Origin of the sequence: Sphingopyxis sp. LC81 (assembly GCF_000756375.1) — a bacterium.
Taxonomy (GTDB): domain Bacteria; phylum Pseudomonadota; class Alphaproteobacteria; order Sphingomonadales; family Sphingomonadaceae; genus Sphingopyxis.
Genome location: NZ_JNFD01000007.1, coordinates 230,937 through 247,805, shown reverse-complemented (window position 1 = coordinate 247,805; position 16,869 = coordinate 230,937). Strand labels below are relative to the sequence as shown.

Here is a 16,869-nt window from a genome sequence, read left to right as displayed (position 1 = left end):
CCCCCCGAGCCCGCACCCGCGTCCGTCGTCGAACCGGCTGCCAAAGCTCCGTCCCCGGCGCCCAAGCCCGCTGCGAAGCCGAAGGCCGCCGCGAAGCCCGCCGCGAAGAAAACCACGGCCAAGGAACCGGCGGCGAAACCGGCCGCAAAGCCCGCGACCAAGGCGGCAACCAAGCCCGCAGCCAAAAAGGCCGCCAAACCGGCGCCCGCCAAGGCAGCTGCTGCCATCCCCGAAGAACCGACCGTTCCGCCGCCACCCGCCGCGAAGCCCGCCCCGGCGGCGCCCAAAATCGGCCCCGACAATCTGCAACTGCTGAAGGGCGTCGGCCCCAAGCTCGTCGTGCTGTTGAACGGCCTCGGCGTCACCAGCTTCCAGCAGATCGCCGGCTGGACCGACGCCGACATCGCGCGGATCGACCCGCAGCTCGGCGCCTTCCAGGGCCGCATCGCACGCGACAATATCGTCGACCAGGCGGGCTATCTCGCACGCGGCGACAAGCCCGGCTTCGAAGCGAAATATGGAGCGCTCGGCGGGGAGTTATAGGGCAGCTTTCGACCGATTGCGGACGTTAGAAAACTATGAAAGCATGGGGGTATGAGCGCCAATATCTTGATCATGCCTGTCATTATGTTGGCACTGATTTCATGTTCGCCAAGCAGCGCTAAACCAAGAGATGAAAAGGAGGGATTAGCACGGGAGCACGCCCTTCCGGCGTTTCCGGGACATCCGAGCGATGGGCCCCGTAGGCTTCGAACGCAGAGCGCAAAATGCACGGGGATCGACAAAAACGATCGACCACAGTCTCTAATTCTCGAATCGCGATGGTTACCGGATGGTCTGAGGGGCCGAACCGTGCTGTTCGTATTGGAGGATTCGACTGGGTTTTTGAAAGTCGGAAGCTGGCTCGAAAATGGGTCGTATAGGGGTGACGATCGAAAGTATGGGATTGAAACCTCGGACTGGAATGGAGTGTTTTTTAAACGCGTGGGCGACCGAAACGCTCGCATCGCGATAAGGGAACATGACTATGACTCTGCAACCGTTACATATGTGATACGGCCCTACTTCGTGGGGGAGGATCTCCAGCCCGATAGAGGTTCGCTTTCGCTCGTCGGCCGTTGCCGCTTGTTCGTCGAAAATGAACCGCGAAGCGATCTAAACAGACCTCGGATCATCGGACCACGTTGATTTGGGCAACGTCCGCTCCCCACGCCAAAGCGGACGCCAGCCACAATCCCGAAAAACCGCTGTCCTACAATATTCGGGGCGCATAGCCTGAGTTGGTCATGCCGACCCTTGCCGCTCCCTTTTCTTCGTCACGCCGGACACTCCAGCCGCCGACGGGTATCATTATACCGGAGGGGAGCGGGACCTTTGAGACCTTCGGAATAAAATTGCGCAGCTGCGCATCATTCCCCGTCGGCATCATCCTTCGGCTTGCTGATCTCGGTGACGAGCAGCTTGTCGATCTTGCGCCCGTCCATATCGACGATTTCGAAGCGCCATCCCTTGTCGGTGAAGCGTTCGCCTTCCTTGGGCAAATGCTTGAGGATCGCGAGCGCATGGCCCGCAGCGGTCGCATAGTCGCGGTCGTCGCCAAGTTCGATCCCCAGCCGTTCGGCCATCTGGTCGGCGGGCATCGATCCCGCGATCAGCAGGCTGCCGTCTTCGCGCTCGACGACGAACGGCTCGCTGCCGATGTCCTGATCCGACGCGAATTCGCCCGCGATCGCGGCGAGCAGGTCGGCGGGGGTCACCAGCCCTTCGAAATGGCCATATTCGTCGTGGACGAACAGCATCGGCACATCGGCGGCGCGCAACGCTTCGAGCGCGTCCATCGCGTCGATCTGGTCGTGGATCACCTTGGCCGGCCGCATCAATTGCTCAAGGTCGAGCGTCTCGCCCTGGAACAGCGCGGCGGCGATATCGCGCGCCTGCACGACACCGACGATATCGTCGACCGACCCGCGCGCGACGGGCAGACGGCTGTGCGGGGTTTCGAGCAATTTGTCGCGCACGCCGCGCGCGTCGAGCGAGATATCGACCCAATCGACATCCTTGCGCGGCGTCATCACCTCGCGCACCGGCCGGTCGGCAAGACGCACGACGCCCGAGATGATCGCGCGTTCGCTTTCCTCGATCACCCCCGATTTCGACGCCTCGGCGACGATCAGGTGCAGCTCCTCGGCGGTGACGCGATCTTCCGATTCGCGTTTGAGCCCGAGCAGGCGAAAGACGAGCGCCGAGCTCGCGTCGAGCAACCAGACGAGCGGCGCGCCGATTTTGGACAGCCAGTACATCGGCACCGCCACCGCGATCGCGATCCGTTCGGGTGCGCGCAGCGCGAACTGCTTGGGCACCAGTTCGCCCGCGATCAGCGAGAAATAGGTGGTGAGCGCGATGACCGCGGCAAAGCCCGCCGCCTCCGCATTCTCGGCATCGAGCCCCAGCCAGGCCGAAAGCCGGTCGGCGACGGGCTGCCCAAGGCTGGCGCCCGAATAGGCGCCGGTCAGCACGCCGATCAGCGTGATGCCGACCTGCACCGTCGACAGGAAGCGGCCGGGGTCCGACGCGAGCTGGCGTGCGATCTTCGCGCCGCGGCTGCCGCGCTTCTCGGCCGCCTGCAGCCGCGGGTCGCGCGACGAAACAATGGCCAGTTCGGACATGGCGAAAACGCCGTTGAGGAGGACGAGGACCGCGATGATCGCTACATCGGACCAGGGGAAAGGGGTCATTGGGCGGTCGTACGGCGCGCAAGCGCCCGGCCCCTGTCATCGTCGGTCATGCCCACCCTATAAGCGAAAGGCGGCGCTTTGCACAATGGCGCACGCCTGAATGCCCTGCTCAGTCGGCGTTCAGGCGAATTTTGGAACCAGATCGCCAGCCATATGTTATCGGCAAGGAAGGGCGGCGTGCCAAGGACGCGAGGCATCCGCCGGATAAAGGGAGCGAAAATGATGAACAGCAAGACGATCAAGCTCACCATATTGACCAGCATCGGCGCGATCGCGCTGACGGGCTGCGTCACCGATCCGGTGACGGGCGAGCGCAAGATATCGAAGGCCGCGATCGGCGGCGTCGGCGGCGCGCTCGGCGGCTATCTGCTCGGCGACCTGATCGGCGGGCGCAACAGCCGTACCGAGGAAATCGTCGGGGCGGGCATCGGCGCGGTCGCCGGCGCGGGCGTCGGCTATTATATGGACCAGCAGGAAAAGAAGCTGCGCGAACGCACCGCGGGCACCGGGATCGATGTCGAGCGTCAGGGCGACCAGCTCGTGCTCAACATGCCGGGCGACGTCACCTTCGACCTCAACAGCGCGATGGTGAAATCGCAGTTCCGCAGCGCGCTCGACAGCGTCGCGTCGACCCTCGCCGAATATCCGAGCACCTATATCGACGTCTATGGCCACACCGATTCGACCGGCAGCGACACCTATAACCAGGGCTTGTCCGAACGCCGCGCGGCGTCGGTCGCCGACTATCTGGGCGGCCGCGGCATCCAGCGCGCGCGCATGGCGACGCTCGGCTATGGCGAATCGCAGCTCAAATGCTCGCCCGAGCGCAGCGAGGCCGATTATCAGTGCAACCGCCGCGTCGAAATCCGCATCGCGCCGGTCACCCAGTCCGACGTCAACGCGGCGCAATAATCCGGTTCCATTCCCGTGGAAAAGAAAGGGCGTCGCCGCAAGGCGGCGCCCCTTTTTATCCGAGGCTCGGGAAACTCGCCTTCAGCCCGTCGATCACAAACTGCGCCGCGAGCGCCGCGAGCAGCACGCCGAGCAGGCGGGTGATCACCGCTTCGCCCTTGTTGCCGATCAGCCGCATCAGCGGCCCCGCCGACAGCAGCGCGGCGAGCGTGAGCAGCAGCACGAGCAGCAGCGCACCAAAGATCACAAAGGCCCGGTCGAGCCCGCTGTTCTGCGACACAAGCAGCATCACCGAGGCGATCGACCCCGGCCCGGCGAGCATCGGCATCGCCATCGGGAACACCGACACATCCTCGATCTCGGGGGTCGCCATCACCTTTTCGGCGCGCTGTTCGCGCCGTTCGGTGCGCTTTTCGAATACCATGTCGATCGCGATGATGAACAGCATGATCCCGCCCGCGATGCGGAAACTGTCGAGGTCGATGTGGAGGAAGCTCAGCAGCGCCTCGCCGAACATCGCGAAGAAGACGAGGATCAGCCCTGCGATCACCGTCGCGCGGATCGCCATCGACCGGCGCTGCGCCGCGCTCGCACCCGTCGTCAGGCTGGCATAGATCGGCGCGCAGCCCGGCGGGTCGATCACCACGAACAGCGTCACGAACGCCGAGATGAAAAGGTCGATCATGGCTGCTTCGGCGCCGCGACCTGATCGTCGATGACGGTTGCCATGTCCTTGCCGTCCCACAGGCGGATCGTGACGCGGCGCGATTTGTCGGCGCGGACGGTCGACGTCCAGCTCAAGGTCTGGTCGGGCGACAGGCCAACCGCTCTATCGTCACCCTCGCCGCCCGCCTCGATCGGCACCGCGGGACGCGAACCGCAGACCGCCTGCTTCGATGCGATGAAATCGGGGGCTTCGCGCGGGGTCGCCAGCGTATCGCCATGGTCGAGGGTCCAGGCGAGCTTGCCCTTCCTGGGATCGCGCAGCCAGACCGTCGTGAAATAGCCGTTCGCCGGCCCCTTCTGCCACGCGCCCGTGGTGACGCCGACGTTGCCGTCGCAGCTGGTATAGACCGCATGCGGCTGCCACTTCACCGCCTCGGCGGGGTCCTTCTGCGACTTCAGCCAGTCGCGCGCCTTCACCCGCTCCGGCACGAACATCATCGCCTCGGGCGCCGCGGTCTCGCGAAACGCCGTCCACTGGCCTTTTTCCTGCGCGAGCCGCGAAAAACCGATCTCGGCGGCGATAAATGCGCTGGGGTTCGCTGCGAGCGGGTCGCGTTCGCGTGCGATCACGGCACCGCCCGCAATCACCGAAAGCGAAAGGACCGCGACAGCCGGACGGCGCATCAAAAACCCTCCGGATCGGCAAGGCCCGCGCGGCGGTGCGCCGCGACGAGCGTGTTGCGCAGCAGGCACGCGATCGTCATCGGGCCAACGCCGCCGGGAACCGGCGTGATCGCATCGGCCACCGCGGCGACGCTGTCATAATCGACGTCGCCGACGAGCCGGCCTTTCGCGGCGCCTTCAGCGGGAGGCAGGCGATTGATGCCGACATCAATCACGATCGCGCCGGGCTTGATCCAGTCGCCCTTGACCATTTCGGCGCGGCCGACCGCGGCGACGACGATATCAGCGCGGCGGACAAGCGCGGGCAAATCCTTCGTCCGGCTATGCGCCATGGTGACGGTGCAGTTCGCGCCGAGCAACAACTGCCCCATCGGCTTGCCGACGAGGATCGAGCGCCCGACCACAATCGCGTCCTTGCCCGACAAATCGCCGAGCCGGTCCTGCAGCAACAACAGGCAGCCATAGGGGGTGCACGGCACCATGCCGGCGATGCCGAGCGCGAGGCGCCCGGCGCTGACCGGGGTCAGCCCGTCGACATCCTTGTCGGGATCGATCGTCGCCACCGCCGCCTGTTCGTCGAGATGGCCGGGAAGCGGCAATTGCAGCAGGATGCCGTCGACCGCCGCGTCGGCGTTGAGCCCTCGCAGCAGCGCCTCGACCTCGGCCTGCGTCGCGGTCGCGGGCAGACGATGCTCGAAGCTTTCCATGCCCGCAGCGATCGTCGCCTTGCCTTTCGACCCGACATAGACCGCGCTCGCCGGATCGTCGCCGACGAGCACGACCGCAAGGCCGGGCGCCCGCGACGTCGCGGCCTTGAACGCCGGCACCGCATCGGCAATCCGCGCCCGCAGGCCGGCGGCGAAAGCCTTGCCGTCGATCACCTGCGCAGCGGTCATCACGCCATTCCGTTGGCGTAGGCGAGGCTCGCGAGATAGTTCAGCACCGGCCCGTCGAGGATGATGATCAGGATCAGCACCAGCATCGGGGTCAGGTCGAGCCCGCCGAAATCGGGCATGATGCGGCGGAACGGACGATAGAGCGGCTCGGTGATCCGGTCGAGCACGGTCCACAGCTGGCCGACGAACTGGTTGTGCGTGTTGATGACGTTGAACGCGATCAGCCACGACATCACCGCCTGCGCGATGATGAACCACCACAGGACCGTCAGGAGGATGTGGACGATCTGGAGGAGCATGAGAAGCAAGGCGATTTCTCCGTAAAAGGGTCTTGCCGCGTCTCTTAGCGGTGAATGAGCGTCCCCGCACCCCTCGCGGTGAAAATTTCGAGCAACATCGCGTGCGGGATGCGCCCGTCGAGGATGACCGCGGCCTCGACCCCGGCATCGACCGCGGCGACGCACGTCTCGACCTTGGGAATCATGCCCCCGGTGATCGTCCCGTCCTGTTTCAGCTCGTCGATCGCCGGGCGGTCGAGGTCGGTGAGCAGCGTCCCCGACTTGTCGAGCACCCCGGCAACGTCGGTAAGCAGGAAGAAGCGTTTCGCCCCCAGCGCACCCGCGATCGCGCCCGCCATCGTGTCGGCGTTGATGTTATAGGTCGCGCCGTCGGCGCCCAGCGCAACGGGTGCGACGATCGGGATGAAATTGTCGTTGGTCAGATTGACGAGGATCGTCGGATCGACCGCAACGGGTTCGCCGACGAAGCCGAGGTCGACATGGCGCTCGATCCCCGAATTGGGGTCGGGCTCGGTGCGGCTGACCTTTTCGGCGAGCACAAGGTTCGCGTCCTTGCCCGAAATGCCAACCGCACGGCCGCCGAGCGCCGCGATCCAGCTGACGATTTCCTTGTTGATCTTGCCCGCGAGCACCATCTCCGCGACCTCGGCGGTCGCCGCATCGGTGACGCGCAGCCCACCGACGAAGGTCGATTCGATCCCGAGCTGCTTCAGCATCGCGCCGATCTGCGGCCCGCCGCCATGGACGACGACGGGGTTGATGCCCACCGCCTTCAACAACACGACATCCTCGGCAAAGTCGCGCTGCGCTTCGGGATCGCCCATCGCATGACCGCCATATTTGATCACGAAGGTCTCGCCGGCATAGCGCTGCAGATAGGGCAGCGCCTCGACAAGCGTTTCGGCCTTGGCGAGCAGATCGGGCATTTTCGAGGGATCGGTCATCGACATCATCCGGCGTTCTTTGCATCGAGGTGGCGGCCGAGCGCCACCACGGCCATCACCAGCAACGGCACCATTACCGCCGACAGGACGACCTTGGCGATCATCTGACCGAGCATCAGGTCGCCGATCGGGCGGACCCCATAGAAGCTGACGGTGATGAAGATCAACGTATCGATGATCTGGCTCAGCGCCGCGGCGACAAAACCGCGCAGCGGCAGCAGCCGGCCGTTGTTCGCGGTCATCCGCGCAAAGAGCCAGACGTTGAGGCTGACCGACACGCCATAGGCGAGGATTCCCGCCGCCATCATGCGCCAGCCCTGTCCGACGATGATCGGGAAAGCCTCCTTGGCGGGCTCGTACATGCCCTCGTCGGTCGGCAATTGCAGCACGAACACGGTGAGGACGATCGCGAGGATCAGCGGGATGAAGCCCAGCCGCACCAGCCTGTCGGCGACGACCCGCCCGTGCAGTTCGGCGATGCCGCTCGAGATCGCGATTAGCGTCAAAAAGGGGAAAATCCCGGCCTCGACCGCCAGCGGGCCCAGCGCGACCTGTTTCGCCCCCAGGAAACCGCCGAGCGGAACCATGCCGCCGTAGAGGATCGCGAACAGCAGCAACGAAGGCGCGATCACGCGCGAAGAGCTATTTTCCATCGAGGCCGCTTAATCGCTTTTGCGGGTGCTGGAAAGTCCGAGAAACACGGCTCGGCGCGCGGCTCTTGCCCCGGCGCCAAAGCCCGTTAGACAGGCCCATTAAATTTGCGGGGGACGCACTTACATTATGGAACGCCTGATCGGTCTGCTCGGCATCGTCGCATTGCTTGCGATTGCCGTGCTTTTTTCGTCGAACCGTCGCTGGATTCGCCTGCGGATCGTCATCCCCGCCTTCCTGCTCCAGGCCGGCTTCGCGGTGCTCGTCATCGGCACCCCGTGGGGCCGCGCGGTGATTCAGGCGATGTCGAACGCCGTCTCGAATCTTCTCGGCTATGCCAAGGCAGGAACCGACTTCATCTTCGGCCCGCTCGCCTCGCCCGAAATGGGCGCGAACAGCTTCGCGATCGCCGCGCTGCCCGTCATCATCTTCTTCGCCTCGCTCATCTCGATCCTCTATTATCTCGGCATCATGCAGTTGGTGATCAAATGGGTCGGCGGCGCGATCCAGAAGATCACCGGCATCACCAAGGTCGAAAGCCTCGGCGCCGCTGCGAACATCTTCGTCGGGCAAAGCGAAAGCCCGCTCGTGATCCGGCCCTATCTCGCCGGCCTCAGCCCCTCGCAGCTGTTCACCGTGATGACCGTCGGCATGGCGGGGGTCGCGGGAACGATCCTCGGCGCCTATGCCAGCATGATCGGCGAGCAATTGCTCCCTTATCTTCTCGCCGCGAGCTTCATGTCGGCCCCCGGCGGCATATTGATGGCCAAGATCATGATGCCCGACGATCCCAAGGATCTCGGCATCGAACCCGTGATCATGCCCGAGGCCAGCCATGACGAGGAAAAGCCCGCGAACATCATCATGGCGGCGGCGCAGGGCGCACAGACCGGCGTCAAGCTCGCGGTCGCGGTCGGCGCGATGGTGCTCGCCTTCGTCGCGCTCGTTGCGCTCGCCAACGGGCTGCTCGCGGGGATCGGCGGCTGGTTCGGCTATCCCGACCTTTCGTTCCAGGCGGTGATCGGCGCGATCTTCCGCCCCGTCATGTGGCTGATGGGCGTGCCATGGGACGAAAGCGCGGTGGTCGGGGGGCTGTTCGGCAGCAAGATCGTGCTCAACGAATTCGTCGCGTTCATCGACCTCGGCAAAGCGCAGGGCGACATGTCGATGGTTGCGGTCGCGATTGCGACCTTTGCGCTCTGCGGTTTCGCCAATTTCAGCTCGATCGCGATCCAGATGGCGGTGACCGGCGGCCTCGCCCCGAACCAGCGCCCGATGATCGCCAAGCTGGGACTGAAGGCGCTGCTCGCGGGCAGCCTGTCGAACCTGATGTCGGCGGCGCTCGCCGGATTGATGCTGGGCATCGCCCCGCCGCTGGCGGCACCGGCCCCCGAACCCGCCGCGCCCGTGGCCGCGCCCGACGCGGCCGCCGTCCTCGCGACGCCGCCTGCGAAGGCGCCGTAACCTGACGCTACGGCGCCGAACAGCCGGCGCCCGTCGCTTGGGATAATTTGCCAGCAACGTTCGAATAACGTAAACTTTCGGAACATAAGGATTCCCCGGGTCGCGTTCCACAGGAGGGTGTCATGAAAACCGCATATCGTTGGTCAATTCTTGCCGCGGTCGCCGCGTCGATAGGGGCGGGTTTTCTCGCCACGTCGAACGCTCAGACGGTCGAAACCGAACGCTACCGTCCGGAGCGCCCGCCCGAGGCGACGATCTATCGTGACGCCGGCTATCGCGGCCCCGCGGTGTTCATCGGCGAAGAAAAGCCCAACCTCGGCCTCGCCTGGCCGGTCAATTCGATCCGCGTCCCGAACGGGCGCTGGGAATTGTGCGAAAGGACGCGCTACCGCGGCAATTGCCGGACGGTCGATCGCGACACGCCGATGCTGAACAACGTGTTGCGCGGCCTGACCATCCAGTCGATCCGCCCGGTCGGTTCGGGCGGCGGCGGCGGATGGCAGCCACCGGCGAACGACCAGGTCGCGCGCGGCAATTTCGCCGAATTCCATACCCAGCCCGCGCGCGGCAATAATCGTATCCTTGCCTGCGAATATGGCTCTGGAACGGCCAATTGCGCGGCCCAGACCGCCGACAATTATTGCCGGTCGATCGGCTGGAACGGGTCGGCGCGCGAACATATGGAAACCGTCAGCGGGCGGGTTTACCTCGCCGACGTGCTGTGCGTCCGGTCGGGTTACTGAGGGGGAAACAGACATGAAGACAACCGCTCTTGTCGCGGCGGGCGCCGCGATCCTCGCGCTTGCGGCCTGTTCGTCGGTCCCCCGCCAACCCGGAACCGCCTATGAATGCGACCGCGGCACCCGGCTGAACGTCAACTATGTCGGTGACGGCGCGATCGTCCGCGTCAATGGCGGCCAGACGATGGTGCTCAAATCGACGCCGGCGAACAGCGGTCAGATTTACGAGAACAAGAGCGGCGCACGGCTGCACCGGCAGGGCAATGGCGTGACGTGGAACACCGCGCTGCGTTCGGCGCCCGAAAGCTGCCGCGCGATCCCGACGCCGCTGTAATGCTCGAAAAGCGGCTCGCCTACGGCGGGCCGCTTTTCCGCCATCACGGTCGGGCGGGCGCCTTGCAACCGCGCTCGAGCCCGACGCCTTTCAAGAAACCGCGGCGCACCGTTCCGGCATAGACCGCGAGCGCGTAGCGCCGCCGTTCGGCATTCGCGCCGGTCACCTCGGCAATCAACCCGCGAAAGGGAATAATCCCGCCCGCCACCGTCCCGGCGACGCGGCCGGCGGTTTCCTCGCGCTTTTTGGCCAGACTCTTATCGACCTGTTCGTTGACGTCGGCGCCAAGAACCTCGTTGAGTTCGCCGACCTCGCGGATGATCGCGGCGCATTTCCCTAGGCCAGCGAGCGAATAGGGGTCGTGCTGAATCGCGAGGAGCTTGGGAGGAACCTCTTTGCCGTCGAACGGTTCGGTCACCGAATTGGCGGTGTCCTTGATCGTCGAATCTTCGGGCGCGCCCTGCTGGGCCTGCGCGTGTACCGGCAGGACAAAAGCGGCGGCGGTCAGGCTCGTCAACAAAATGCGGCGCATGATCTTTCCCCTCGGTTGCCCGGTCCGGATTGCAGCACCCATTCGAGGCGCGGAAAAACCGTCGGATCCACTGCCCGCCGGCTGTGCCAGCCTATCGCGGACGCATCATCCTGTGCAACGACGCGTCGATCGTCCAGTCAAAACGGGAGCGACCGTCGGTACCGGCGTTATCGCGTCGGCACGGGCTCCGGCCCCGTCCAGTCGTAGAAGCCGCGCCCCGCCTTTTTCCCGACCCAGCCGGCATCGACATATTGGACGAGCAACGGCGCGGGCCGGAATTTCGGATCGCCAGTGCCGCTGTAGAGCACACGAATGATTTCGAGGCAGGTGTCGAGCCCGATGAAATCGGCGAGCGTGATCGGGCCCATCGGATGGTTGAGCCCGAGGCGGCAGCCGGCGTCGATGTCCTGCATCGTCGCGACGCCCTCACCGAGCGCGAACACCGCTTCGTTGATCATCGGCATCAGCACGCGGTTGACGATGAAGCCCGGCGCGTCGTTGGCGTGGACGATTTCCTTGCCGAGACCGCGGCCAAAGGCTTCGACCTTGGCGAGCGTGTCGTCGCTGGTGGCGAGGCCGCGGATCAGTTCGATCAGGCCCATCACCGGGACCGGATTGAAGAAATGGACGCCGATGAAGCGCGCCGGGTCGGGCGCGGCCTGCGCCAGCCGCGTGATCGGGATCGAGCTGGTGTTGCTCGCGAGGATCGCGGTCGCCGACAGATGCGGACCGACGCTGGCGAAGATCGCGCGCTTGATTTCCTCGCGCTCGGTCGCCGCCTCGACGACGAGATCGGCGGGGGCGAAGGCGGCATGGTCAGCAACGGGGGTGATGCGGCCGAGCAGCGCGTCGGCATCCGCCTGCGTCATCTTCTCCTTGGCGACGAGGCGGCCGAGCGCCTTGGCGATCCCCGCCTTGCCTGCTTCGGCGCGCGCCAGGTCGATGTCGGACAACAGCACATCATGCCCGGCACCCGCCGACACCTGCGCAATGCCCGCGCCCATTTGTCCCGCACCGATAACGCCGACGATCATATGCTGCCCTTTTCGCTGAAAACCGTGCCTGTGCCCCTACGGCCTCGGTCTCGCGCGTCAAGAGCGCGCGTCAGGGGGCGGAACGGAAAGCGGTCGCTTCGGCGAGGATCAGGGCAAAGGCGGGATCGGCGTCGTCCCAGGTCGCGATCGGCGTCCAGCCGCTCGCGCGGAGCAGCAGATTCGCGTCGCGCGCGCCGTATTTATGGCTGTTTTCGCTGTGGATCGTTTCGCCCTTCGCCATCGCATAGCCGCGCCCGTCGACGGTGAACTCGATGTCGCACGCCGCGACGAGGTGCATTTCGATCCGCGCGTGGACATCGTCCCACACCGCACGGTGGGCGAAATTCTCGACCGGAATGTCGCCGCCAAGCTCGCGATTGATCCGTTCGAGCAGATTGAGGTTGAACGCCGCGGTCACCCCCGCCGGATCGTCATAGGCCAGCTCAAGCGTCGCCACATCCTTGATCCGGTCGATACCGATGAGGAGGAGCGACCCTTCGCCGAGCGCGCAGCGCCAGTTGCGCAAAAGGTCGATCGCGGTGCGTGCGACCATGTTGCCGATCGTGCTGCCTGGAAAAAAGCCGAGCTTGGGCAGGTCGGCGATTTCGTCGGGGAGCGTGACGCGCTGGGTGAAATCGGCCTCGACCGGATAGATGGGAAGCCTCGGAAAGCGCGCCGCGAGCGCCAGCGCGCTGTCGCGCAGGAAGTCGCCCGAGATGTCTACGGGGACATAGGCGGCGGGTGCGATCGCATCGAGCAGCAACGGTGTCTTGGTCGAGCTGCCCGACCCGAGTTCGACGACGGCGCGGCCGGGGCCGATCGCGGCCGCGAAGTCGGCGGAATGGCGGATGAGCATGTCGGTTTCGCTGCGCGTCGGATAATATTCGGGGAGCGCGGTGATATCCTCAAACAGCGCCGAGCCGGTCGCGTCGTAGAACCAGCGCGCCGGGATCGCCTTGGGCTGCTGGCTCAGGCCCGCGTGGACGTCGGCGCGAAAGGCGATGTCGACGCCGGCGGCATCGGCATCGACCTGACGGAGATGGCGGACAACGCCCATATCAAAGATCCTTGGCTAGCCGCACGCCGGTGAATTGCCAGCGCTGGTGGGGGTAGAAGAAATTGCGGTAGGAGGCGCGCAAATGGCCGCGCGGGGTCGCGCAACTGCCGCCGCGCAGCACGAACTGGCCGCTCATGAACTTGCCATTATATTCGCCGACCGCGCCGGGCGCGGCGCGGAAGCCGGGATAGGGGCGATAGGCGCTGCCGGTCCATTCCCACACGCTGCCGAACATCTGTTGCAGATCGGTGTCGGTGGCGGCGGGAGCGGGCTGCACCGGCCCGGCCTCGTCGAGCTGCTGTCCGCCGTGCGGATCGAACGCGGCCGCCGCGGCTTCCCATTCCTGTTCGGTCGGGAGGCGCGCGCCGGCCCAGCTTGCGAAGGCGTCGGCCTCGAAAAAGCTGATGTGCGTCACCGGCGCGGCCGGGTCGATATCCTGCCAGCCCGAAAGCGTGAACTGGCGGTCGCCGTCCCAATAGGCCGGCGCCTCGATATCCTCGGCGCGCACCCATGCCCAGCCGTCGCTGAGCCAGAGCGAGGGGGTGTGATAGCCGCCGTCGGCGATGAATTCCTGCCATTCGCCATTGCTCACCGGGCGGCTGGCGAGCGCGTGTGGGGTCAGCAGCGCATCGTGGCGCGGGCCTTCACAGTCGAAGGCGAAGCCGGGGCCGCCATGCCCGACCTTCGCCACGCCGTCGGCACCCTTGATCCATTTCATCGCGGAAAACTGCGCAACTTCACTCGCGATTCGTGTTTCCCACACGGCCGGGCCGAGCGGGTTCTGCGCGAAGAGATGCTTGAGGTCGGTGAGCAGCAATTCCTGATGCTGCTGTTCGTGATGGATGCCGAGGTCGACAAGCGTCAGCGCGCTCGCCGGGAGATCAGGCAGCGCGGTTTGCAACGCGGCATCGACGTGCGCGCGCCAGATGCGCACCTCGTCGAGCGACGGGCGCGTCAGCAGGCCGCGATGCGGGCGCGCGTGGCGTGGTCCTTCGGCCTCATAATAGCTATTGAACAGAAAGGGATAGCGGGTGTCGAAGAGCGCATAACCCGGAACATGATCGCGCAGAATGAAGGTTTCGAAGAACCAGCTCGTGTGCGCGAGGTGCCATTTGGCGGGCGAGGCGTCGGGCATCGACTGTGCGCTCGCATCGGCATCGGACAGCGTCGCCACCAGATCGAGCGAGAGCCGCCGCGTCGCGACGAAGCGCCGCGTCAGCTCTTCCAGCGGATCGGTACGATTTTGGGCGTCGGTGCGGCTGGCCATGGTGAGACAATCCCCGGGGGTGCGATTCGGTTTCGCTGTTCACCGGATTATGGTTACGCCGCGAGGGAATGTCTAGGAACATTTAGGGAACATCTGCGCTCCCCTTTGTTCGTCATTCCGGCGAAGGCCGGAATCTCGACGGTGCCAAAGAACGGGAGGTTGAGATCCCGGCCTTCGCCGGGATGACGAGTTGGGAAAGCGTACGGGTCAGCGCGTCGCGCCGGGTTTCCAGAGAATATCGCCGCCCGCCGCGGCGTTGATGTGCCGCGTGAGCACGAACAGATGGTCCGACAGGCGGTTGAGATAGTTGAGCGCGATCGGGTTGAGGTCACGCGTCGCCCCCGCCGCGACGGCGGCGCGTTCGGCGCGGCGCGTCACCGCGCGCGCGAGGTGGAGCCGCGCCGCGGCTTCGGTGCCGCCGGGCAGGATGAAGCTTTTGAGCGCATCGAGCGCGTCGTTCATGCGGTCGATCTCATCCTCAAGCCGCGCGATCTGGCTCGGCACGATGCGCAGCGCCATTTCGTGCGGGCCAAAACCGAACTGGATGTCGGGCGGGGTCGCCAGATCGGCGCCGAGGTCGAACATCTCGTTCTGGATGCGCGCGAGCATAGCGGCTTCGTCGCTCGCCGGGTCAAGCACCGCGGCGGCGATCCCGATCGCGCTGTTCGCCTCGTCGACGTCGCCGATCGCCGCCATCAGCGCGTCCGATTTGGCGACGCGCGATCCGTCGACGAGCCCCGTGGTGCCGTCGTCGCCGGTGCGCGTGTAGATCTTGTTGAGCTTGACCATGCGCCGGACTTTAGCTGCCCGCGGCGAACAGGCCGATCAGCACGAGCAGGATGATCGTGATCGCCTGCCACTTCACGCGCGCCATCATCATCCGGTTCTGCATCACCTGATTCTCGTGGACGGTGCCGTCCATCTGGGCCTTGTGCCCTTGCGAGAAATAGAAGAGCCCCCGCGCGAGCGAGAAGAGGACGAAGCCGGCGGCGATCACGACGCCAAGGATGAGCAGGATTTCCATAAACCCAATCTAGGGATTTTGCAGCGAATAGCCAGCGGGAAGCCGCCCCGCGGCCAAATCGGCGGCAAGCGTCGGCCCGTCGATCCCGGCCGCGCGGAGCGACGCGAGCGACGCCGCGGCGTCGCGTTTCGCGAGCCTTTTGCCATCGGGGCCGCAGACGAGCGCGTGGTGGCGATAAAGCGGGGTCGGCAGGCTGAGCAGCGCCTGGAGCAATCGGTGGACGTCGGTCGAGGTGATGAGGTCGGCGCCGCGGATGACGTGCGTCACCCCCATCGCGGCGTCGTCGAGCGTGCTCGCGAGATGATAGCTCGCCGGGGCGTCCTTGCGCGCGAGGACGATGTCGCCGTGCGCCGCCGGATCGGCGGACCGAAGCCCCTGCCCCGCCTCTTCCCATTGCAGATCGCCGCTTTCGGCAAGCGCACGCGCGGTATCGAGGCGCCAGCAATGCGGTTCATCCGCAAGGCGGCGTGTCCGCTCGGTTTCGGATAAGCCCCGGCAGGTGCCGGGATAGATCGCGCCGGATGGCCCATGCGGCGCCGACAGGCTGGCGGCGATGTCGGCGCGGGTGCAAAAACAGGGATAGACGAGGCCGCGCGCGCGCAGATTGCCCAGCGCGGCGGCATAGTCGCCGAGCCGAGCCGACTGGCGTACCGGATCGCCGTCCCAGTCGATCCCGAGCCACGCGAGGTCGGCGAGCGAGGCGCCGACAAATGACTCGCGCGAGCGGCTGCCGTCGATATCGTCGATACGGATCAGGAACTTCCCGCCCGTGCCGCGCGCCGCGTCATGCGCGAGCACCGCGCTATAGGCGTGGCCGAGGTGGAGTTCGCCGGTCGGGCTGGGGGCGAAGCGGGTCAGCATAGGGAGCCGATTGGGTCTAGATACTGTGCCTCTGCCCCGCGGAACATTCCATATCTTGCGGCACATCGCCTCTTGACGTGCGAATCATATGCGTGATGTAATGATGCTGTCACCCGGGACTGGCAGTGGCGCGCCATCCCGCGCAGTATAGGGGGCAGCGTAGCGTAGCCATGTTTCATCCCGATCTCGCCCGGCATCCCGATTCCTGTCCGGCCCTTGTTCTCAATGCAGACTATACGCCGCTCAGCTATTACCCCTTGAGCCTGTGGCCGTGGCAGACCGCGGTCAAGGCGGTTTTCCTCGACCGCGTCACCATCGTCGAAAATTACGAGCGCGAGATTCACTCGCCGACGAAGACGATGCCGATCCCCAGCGTCATCGCGCTCCGGCAATATGTGAAGCCGTCGCAGCATCCGGCATTCACGCGCTTCAACCTGTTCCTGCGCGACCGGTTTTCGTGCCAATATTGCGGGTCAGGCAAGGATCTGACCTTCGATCATGTGGTGCCGCGCCGGCTGGGCGGGCGGACGACGTGGGAAAATGTCGCGACCGCGTGTGCGCCGTGCAACCTGAAAAAAGGCGGCCGCACCCCGCAACAGGCGCATATGCCGATCTATCGCCAGCCCTGGCGCCCGACGAGCTGGCAGCTGCAGGACAATGGGCGGGCGTTCCCGCCCAACTATCTGCACACAAGCTGGATCGACTGGCTCTATTGGGATGTTGAACTGGAAGGCTGACAGGGGCACAACGAGCGCGACAGCATGGGTTC

The 16,869-nt window shown here is 65.4% G+C and carries 20 protein-coding genes; 6 read left to right on the top strand and 14 right to left on the bottom strand.

Features of this window, described 5'->3' with window-relative positions:
• On the top strand, nt 1-543 hold a 543-nt coding region (locus FG91_RS22310), incomplete at its 5' end, for a hypothetical protein (protein WP_037512736.1).
• A gap of 866 nt (nt 544-1,409) precedes the next feature.
• On the opposite strand, the gene FG91_RS05215 is transcribed toward FG91_RS22310, so the two are convergent.
• Complete coding sequence (locus FG91_RS05215) at nt 1,410-2,735, bottom strand: hemolysin family protein (RefSeq protein ID WP_037512733.1); 1,326 nt, start codon at nt 2,733-2,735, stop codon at nt 1,410-1,412.
• Nucleotides 2,736-2,957: 222 nt separating this feature from the next.
• Here FG91_RS05215 and FG91_RS05210 point away from each other — a divergent pair, with 222 nt between their 5' ends.
• On the top strand, nt 2,958-3,647 hold the full coding sequence (locus FG91_RS05210) for an OmpA family protein (RefSeq protein ID WP_037512729.1): 690 nt from the start codon (nt 2,958-2,960) through the stop codon (nt 3,645-3,647).
• Between the two features lie 55 nt (nt 3,648-3,702).
• On the opposite strand, the gene FG91_RS05205 is transcribed toward FG91_RS05210, so the two are convergent.
• Genes FG91_RS05205 through FG91_RS05180 form a run of 6 tightly spaced genes read right to left on the bottom strand, consistent with a single transcriptional unit; the run spans nt 3,703 to nt 7,789 of the window.
• Nucleotides 3,703-4,332 (bottom strand): MarC family protein, encoded by a 630-nt coding sequence (locus FG91_RS05205; protein WP_037512727.1) that lies wholly within the window; start codon nt 4,330-4,332, stop codon nt 3,703-3,705.
• Complete coding sequence (locus FG91_RS05200) at nt 4,329-4,997, bottom strand: hypothetical protein (RefSeq protein ID WP_037512724.1); 669 nt, start codon at nt 4,995-4,997, stop codon at nt 4,329-4,331. Before FG91_RS05200 ends, FG91_RS05205 begins: the two co-directional genes overlap by 4 nt.
• Nucleotides 4,997-5,893 carry a bifunctional methylenetetrahydrofolate dehydrogenase/methenyltetrahydrofolate cyclohydrolase FolD gene (folD, locus tag FG91_RS05195; protein ID WP_037512721.1) on the bottom strand — a complete coding sequence of 299 codons (897 nt, stop codon included), beginning with the start codon at nt 5,891-5,893 and terminating at the stop codon, nt 4,997-4,999. The genes FG91_RS05200 and folD overlap by 1 nt, the downstream gene beginning before the upstream one ends.
• Nucleotides 5,893-6,192, bottom strand: coding sequence for a YggT family protein (locus FG91_RS05190; protein WP_037512717.1), 300 nt, complete (start codon nt 6,190-6,192; stop codon nt 5,893-5,895). Before FG91_RS05190 ends, folD begins: the two co-directional genes overlap by 1 nt.
• Nucleotides 6,193-6,236: 44 nt before the next feature.
• On the bottom strand, nt 6,237-7,145 hold the full coding sequence (gene argB, locus FG91_RS05185; RefSeq protein ID WP_443027731.1) for an acetylglutamate kinase: 909 nt from the start codon (nt 7,143-7,145) through the stop codon (nt 6,237-6,239).
• On the bottom strand, nt 7,142-7,789 hold the full coding sequence (locus tag FG91_RS05180; protein WP_037512714.1) for a queuosine precursor transporter: 648 nt from the start codon (nt 7,787-7,789) through the stop codon (nt 7,142-7,144). The genes argB and FG91_RS05180 overlap by 4 nt, the downstream gene beginning before the upstream one ends.
• Nucleotides 7,790-7,916: 127 nt before the next feature.
• On the opposite strand from FG91_RS05180, the gene FG91_RS05175 reads away from it, so the two are divergent.
• The 3 genes from FG91_RS05175 to FG91_RS05165 all read left to right on the top strand — a co-directional run bounded on the left by FG91_RS05175 (nt 7,917) and on the right by FG91_RS05165 (nt 10,325).
• Nucleotides 7,917-9,251: a NupC/NupG family nucleoside CNT transporter gene (locus FG91_RS05175; RefSeq protein ID WP_037512712.1), complete on the top strand. Its 1,335-nt coding sequence runs from the start codon at nt 7,917-7,919 to the stop codon at nt 9,249-9,251.
• Nucleotides 9,252-9,373: 122 nt separating this feature from the next.
• A complete protein-coding gene (locus FG91_RS05170) occupies nt 9,374-9,994 on the top strand; it encodes a beta/gamma crystallin-related protein (protein ID WP_037512709.1) in 621 nt (206 codons plus the stop codon).
• A 13-nt stretch (nt 9,995-10,007) separates the two neighbouring features.
• A complete protein-coding gene (locus FG91_RS05165) occupies nt 10,008-10,325 on the top strand; it encodes an MliC family protein (RefSeq protein WP_037512704.1) in 318 nt (105 codons plus the stop codon).
• A 43-nt stretch (nt 10,326-10,368) separates the two neighbouring features.
• On the opposite strand, the gene FG91_RS05160 is transcribed toward FG91_RS05165, so the two are convergent.
• The 7 genes from FG91_RS05160 to gluQRS all read right to left on the bottom strand — a co-directional run bounded on the left by FG91_RS05160 (nt 10,369) and on the right by gluQRS (nt 16,100).
• Nucleotides 10,369-10,857 carry a hypothetical protein gene (locus FG91_RS05160; protein WP_037512701.1) on the bottom strand — a complete coding sequence of 163 codons (489 nt, stop codon included), beginning with the start codon at nt 10,855-10,857 and terminating at the stop codon, nt 10,369-10,371.
• Between the two features lie 167 nt (nt 10,858-11,024).
• Nucleotides 11,025-11,891 (bottom strand): 3-hydroxyacyl-CoA dehydrogenase NAD-binding domain-containing protein, encoded by an 867-nt coding sequence (locus FG91_RS05155; protein WP_037512700.1) that lies wholly within the window; start codon nt 11,889-11,891, stop codon nt 11,025-11,027.
• Nucleotides 11,892-11,961: 70 nt separating this feature from the next.
• Entirely contained in the window at nt 11,962-12,948 is a 987-nt protein-coding gene (egtD, locus tag FG91_RS05150; protein WP_037512698.1) for an L-histidine N(alpha)-methyltransferase, read from the bottom strand.
• A 1-nt stretch (nt 12,949) separates the two neighbouring features.
• Nucleotides 12,950-14,215, bottom strand: a complete 1,266-nt coding sequence (gene egtB / locus FG91_RS05145) for an ergothioneine biosynthesis protein EgtB (protein WP_052187321.1) — start codon at nt 14,213-14,215, stop codon at nt 12,950-12,952.
• Nucleotides 14,216-14,422: 207 nt separating this feature from the next.
• The gene (locus FG91_RS05140) at nt 14,423-15,004 is read right to left on the bottom strand and encodes a cob(I)yrinic acid a,c-diamide adenosyltransferase (protein WP_037512696.1); all 582 of its coding nucleotides are present in this window, start codon (nt 15,002-15,004) and stop codon (nt 14,423-14,425) included.
• Between the two features lie 10 nt (nt 15,005-15,014).
• A complete protein-coding gene (locus FG91_RS05135; RefSeq protein ID WP_037512694.1) occupies nt 15,015-15,239 on the bottom strand; it encodes an HIG1 domain-containing protein in 225 nt (74 codons plus the stop codon).
• Between the two features lie 9 nt (nt 15,240-15,248).
• Nucleotides 15,249-16,100 carry a tRNA glutamyl-Q(34) synthetase GluQRS gene (gene gluQRS, locus FG91_RS05130; RefSeq protein ID WP_037512692.1) on the bottom strand — a complete coding sequence of 284 codons (852 nt, stop codon included), beginning with the start codon at nt 16,098-16,100 and terminating at the stop codon, nt 15,249-15,251.
• Between the two features lie 170 nt (nt 16,101-16,270).
• Between gluQRS and FG91_RS05125 the strand changes: the two genes are divergently transcribed.
• Nucleotides 16,271-16,837: an HNH endonuclease gene (locus FG91_RS05125; RefSeq protein ID WP_037512689.1), complete on the top strand. Its 567-nt coding sequence runs from the start codon at nt 16,271-16,273 to the stop codon at nt 16,835-16,837.
• Nucleotides 16,838-16,869 lie beyond the last annotated feature (32 nt).

Excerpts from the sequence above, each read along its gene's own strand:
- FG91_RS05205 (WP_037512727.1), bottom strand. The coding sequence starts at position 4,332 with ATGATCGACCTTTTCATCTCGGCGTTCGTGACGCTGTTCGTGGTGATC.
- argB (WP_443027731.1), bottom strand. The coding sequence starts at position 7,145 with ATGATGTCGATGACCGATCCCTCGAAAATGCCCGATCTGCTCGCCAAG.
- FG91_RS05175 (WP_037512712.1), top strand. The coding sequence starts at position 7,917 with ATGGAACGCCTGATCGGTCTGCTCGGCATCGTCGCATTGCTTGCGATT.
- FG91_RS05180 (WP_037512714.1), bottom strand. The coding sequence starts at position 7,789 with ATGGAAAATAGCTCTTCGCGCGTGATCGCGCCTTCGTTGCTGCTGTTC.
- FG91_RS05140 (WP_037512696.1), bottom strand. The coding sequence starts at position 15,004 with ATGGTCAAGCTCAACAAGATCTACACGCGCACCGGCGACGACGGCACC.
- FG91_RS05170 (WP_037512709.1), top strand. The coding sequence starts at position 9,374 with ATGAAAACCGCATATCGTTGGTCAATTCTTGCCGCGGTCGCCGCGTCG.
- egtB (WP_052187321.1), bottom strand. The coding sequence starts at position 14,215 with ATGGCCAGCCGCACCGACGCCCAAAATCGTACCGATCCGCTGGAAGAG.
- FG91_RS05155 (WP_037512700.1), bottom strand. The coding sequence starts at position 11,891 with ATGATCGTCGGCGTTATCGGTGCGGGACAAATGGGCGCGGGCATTGCG.
- FG91_RS05160 (WP_037512701.1), bottom strand. The coding sequence starts at position 10,857 with ATGCGCCGCATTTTGTTGACGAGCCTGACCGCCGCCGCTTTTGTCCTG.
- FG91_RS05190 (WP_037512717.1), bottom strand. The coding sequence starts at position 6,192 with ATGCTCCTCCAGATCGTCCACATCCTCCTGACGGTCCTGTGGTGGTTC.
- FG91_RS05215 (WP_037512733.1), bottom strand. The coding sequence starts at position 2,735 with ATGACCCCTTTCCCCTGGTCCGATGTAGCGATCATCGCGGTCCTCGTC.
- FG91_RS05200 (WP_037512724.1), bottom strand. The coding sequence starts at position 4,997 with ATGCGCCGTCCGGCTGTCGCGGTCCTTTCGCTTTCGGTGATTGCGGGC.
- FG91_RS05210 (WP_037512729.1), top strand. The coding sequence starts at position 2,958 with ATGAACAGCAAGACGATCAAGCTCACCATATTGACCAGCATCGGCGCG.
- folD (WP_037512721.1), bottom strand. The coding sequence starts at position 5,893 with ATGACCGCTGCGCAGGTGATCGACGGCAAGGCTTTCGCCGCCGGCCTG.
- FG91_RS05165 (WP_037512704.1), top strand. The coding sequence starts at position 10,008 with ATGAAGACAACCGCTCTTGTCGCGGCGGGCGCCGCGATCCTCGCGCTT.
- FG91_RS05135 (WP_037512694.1), bottom strand. The coding sequence starts at position 15,239 with ATGGAAATCCTGCTCATCCTTGGCGTCGTGATCGCCGCCGGCTTCGTC.
- gluQRS (WP_037512692.1), bottom strand. The coding sequence starts at position 16,100 with ATGCTGACCCGCTTCGCCCCCAGCCCGACCGGCGAACTCCACCTCGGC.
- egtD (WP_037512698.1), bottom strand. The coding sequence starts at position 12,948 with ATGGGCGTTGTCCGCCATCTCCGTCAGGTCGATGCCGATGCCGCCGGC.
- FG91_RS05125 (WP_037512689.1), top strand. The coding sequence starts at position 16,271 with ATGTTTCATCCCGATCTCGCCCGGCATCCCGATTCCTGTCCGGCCCTT.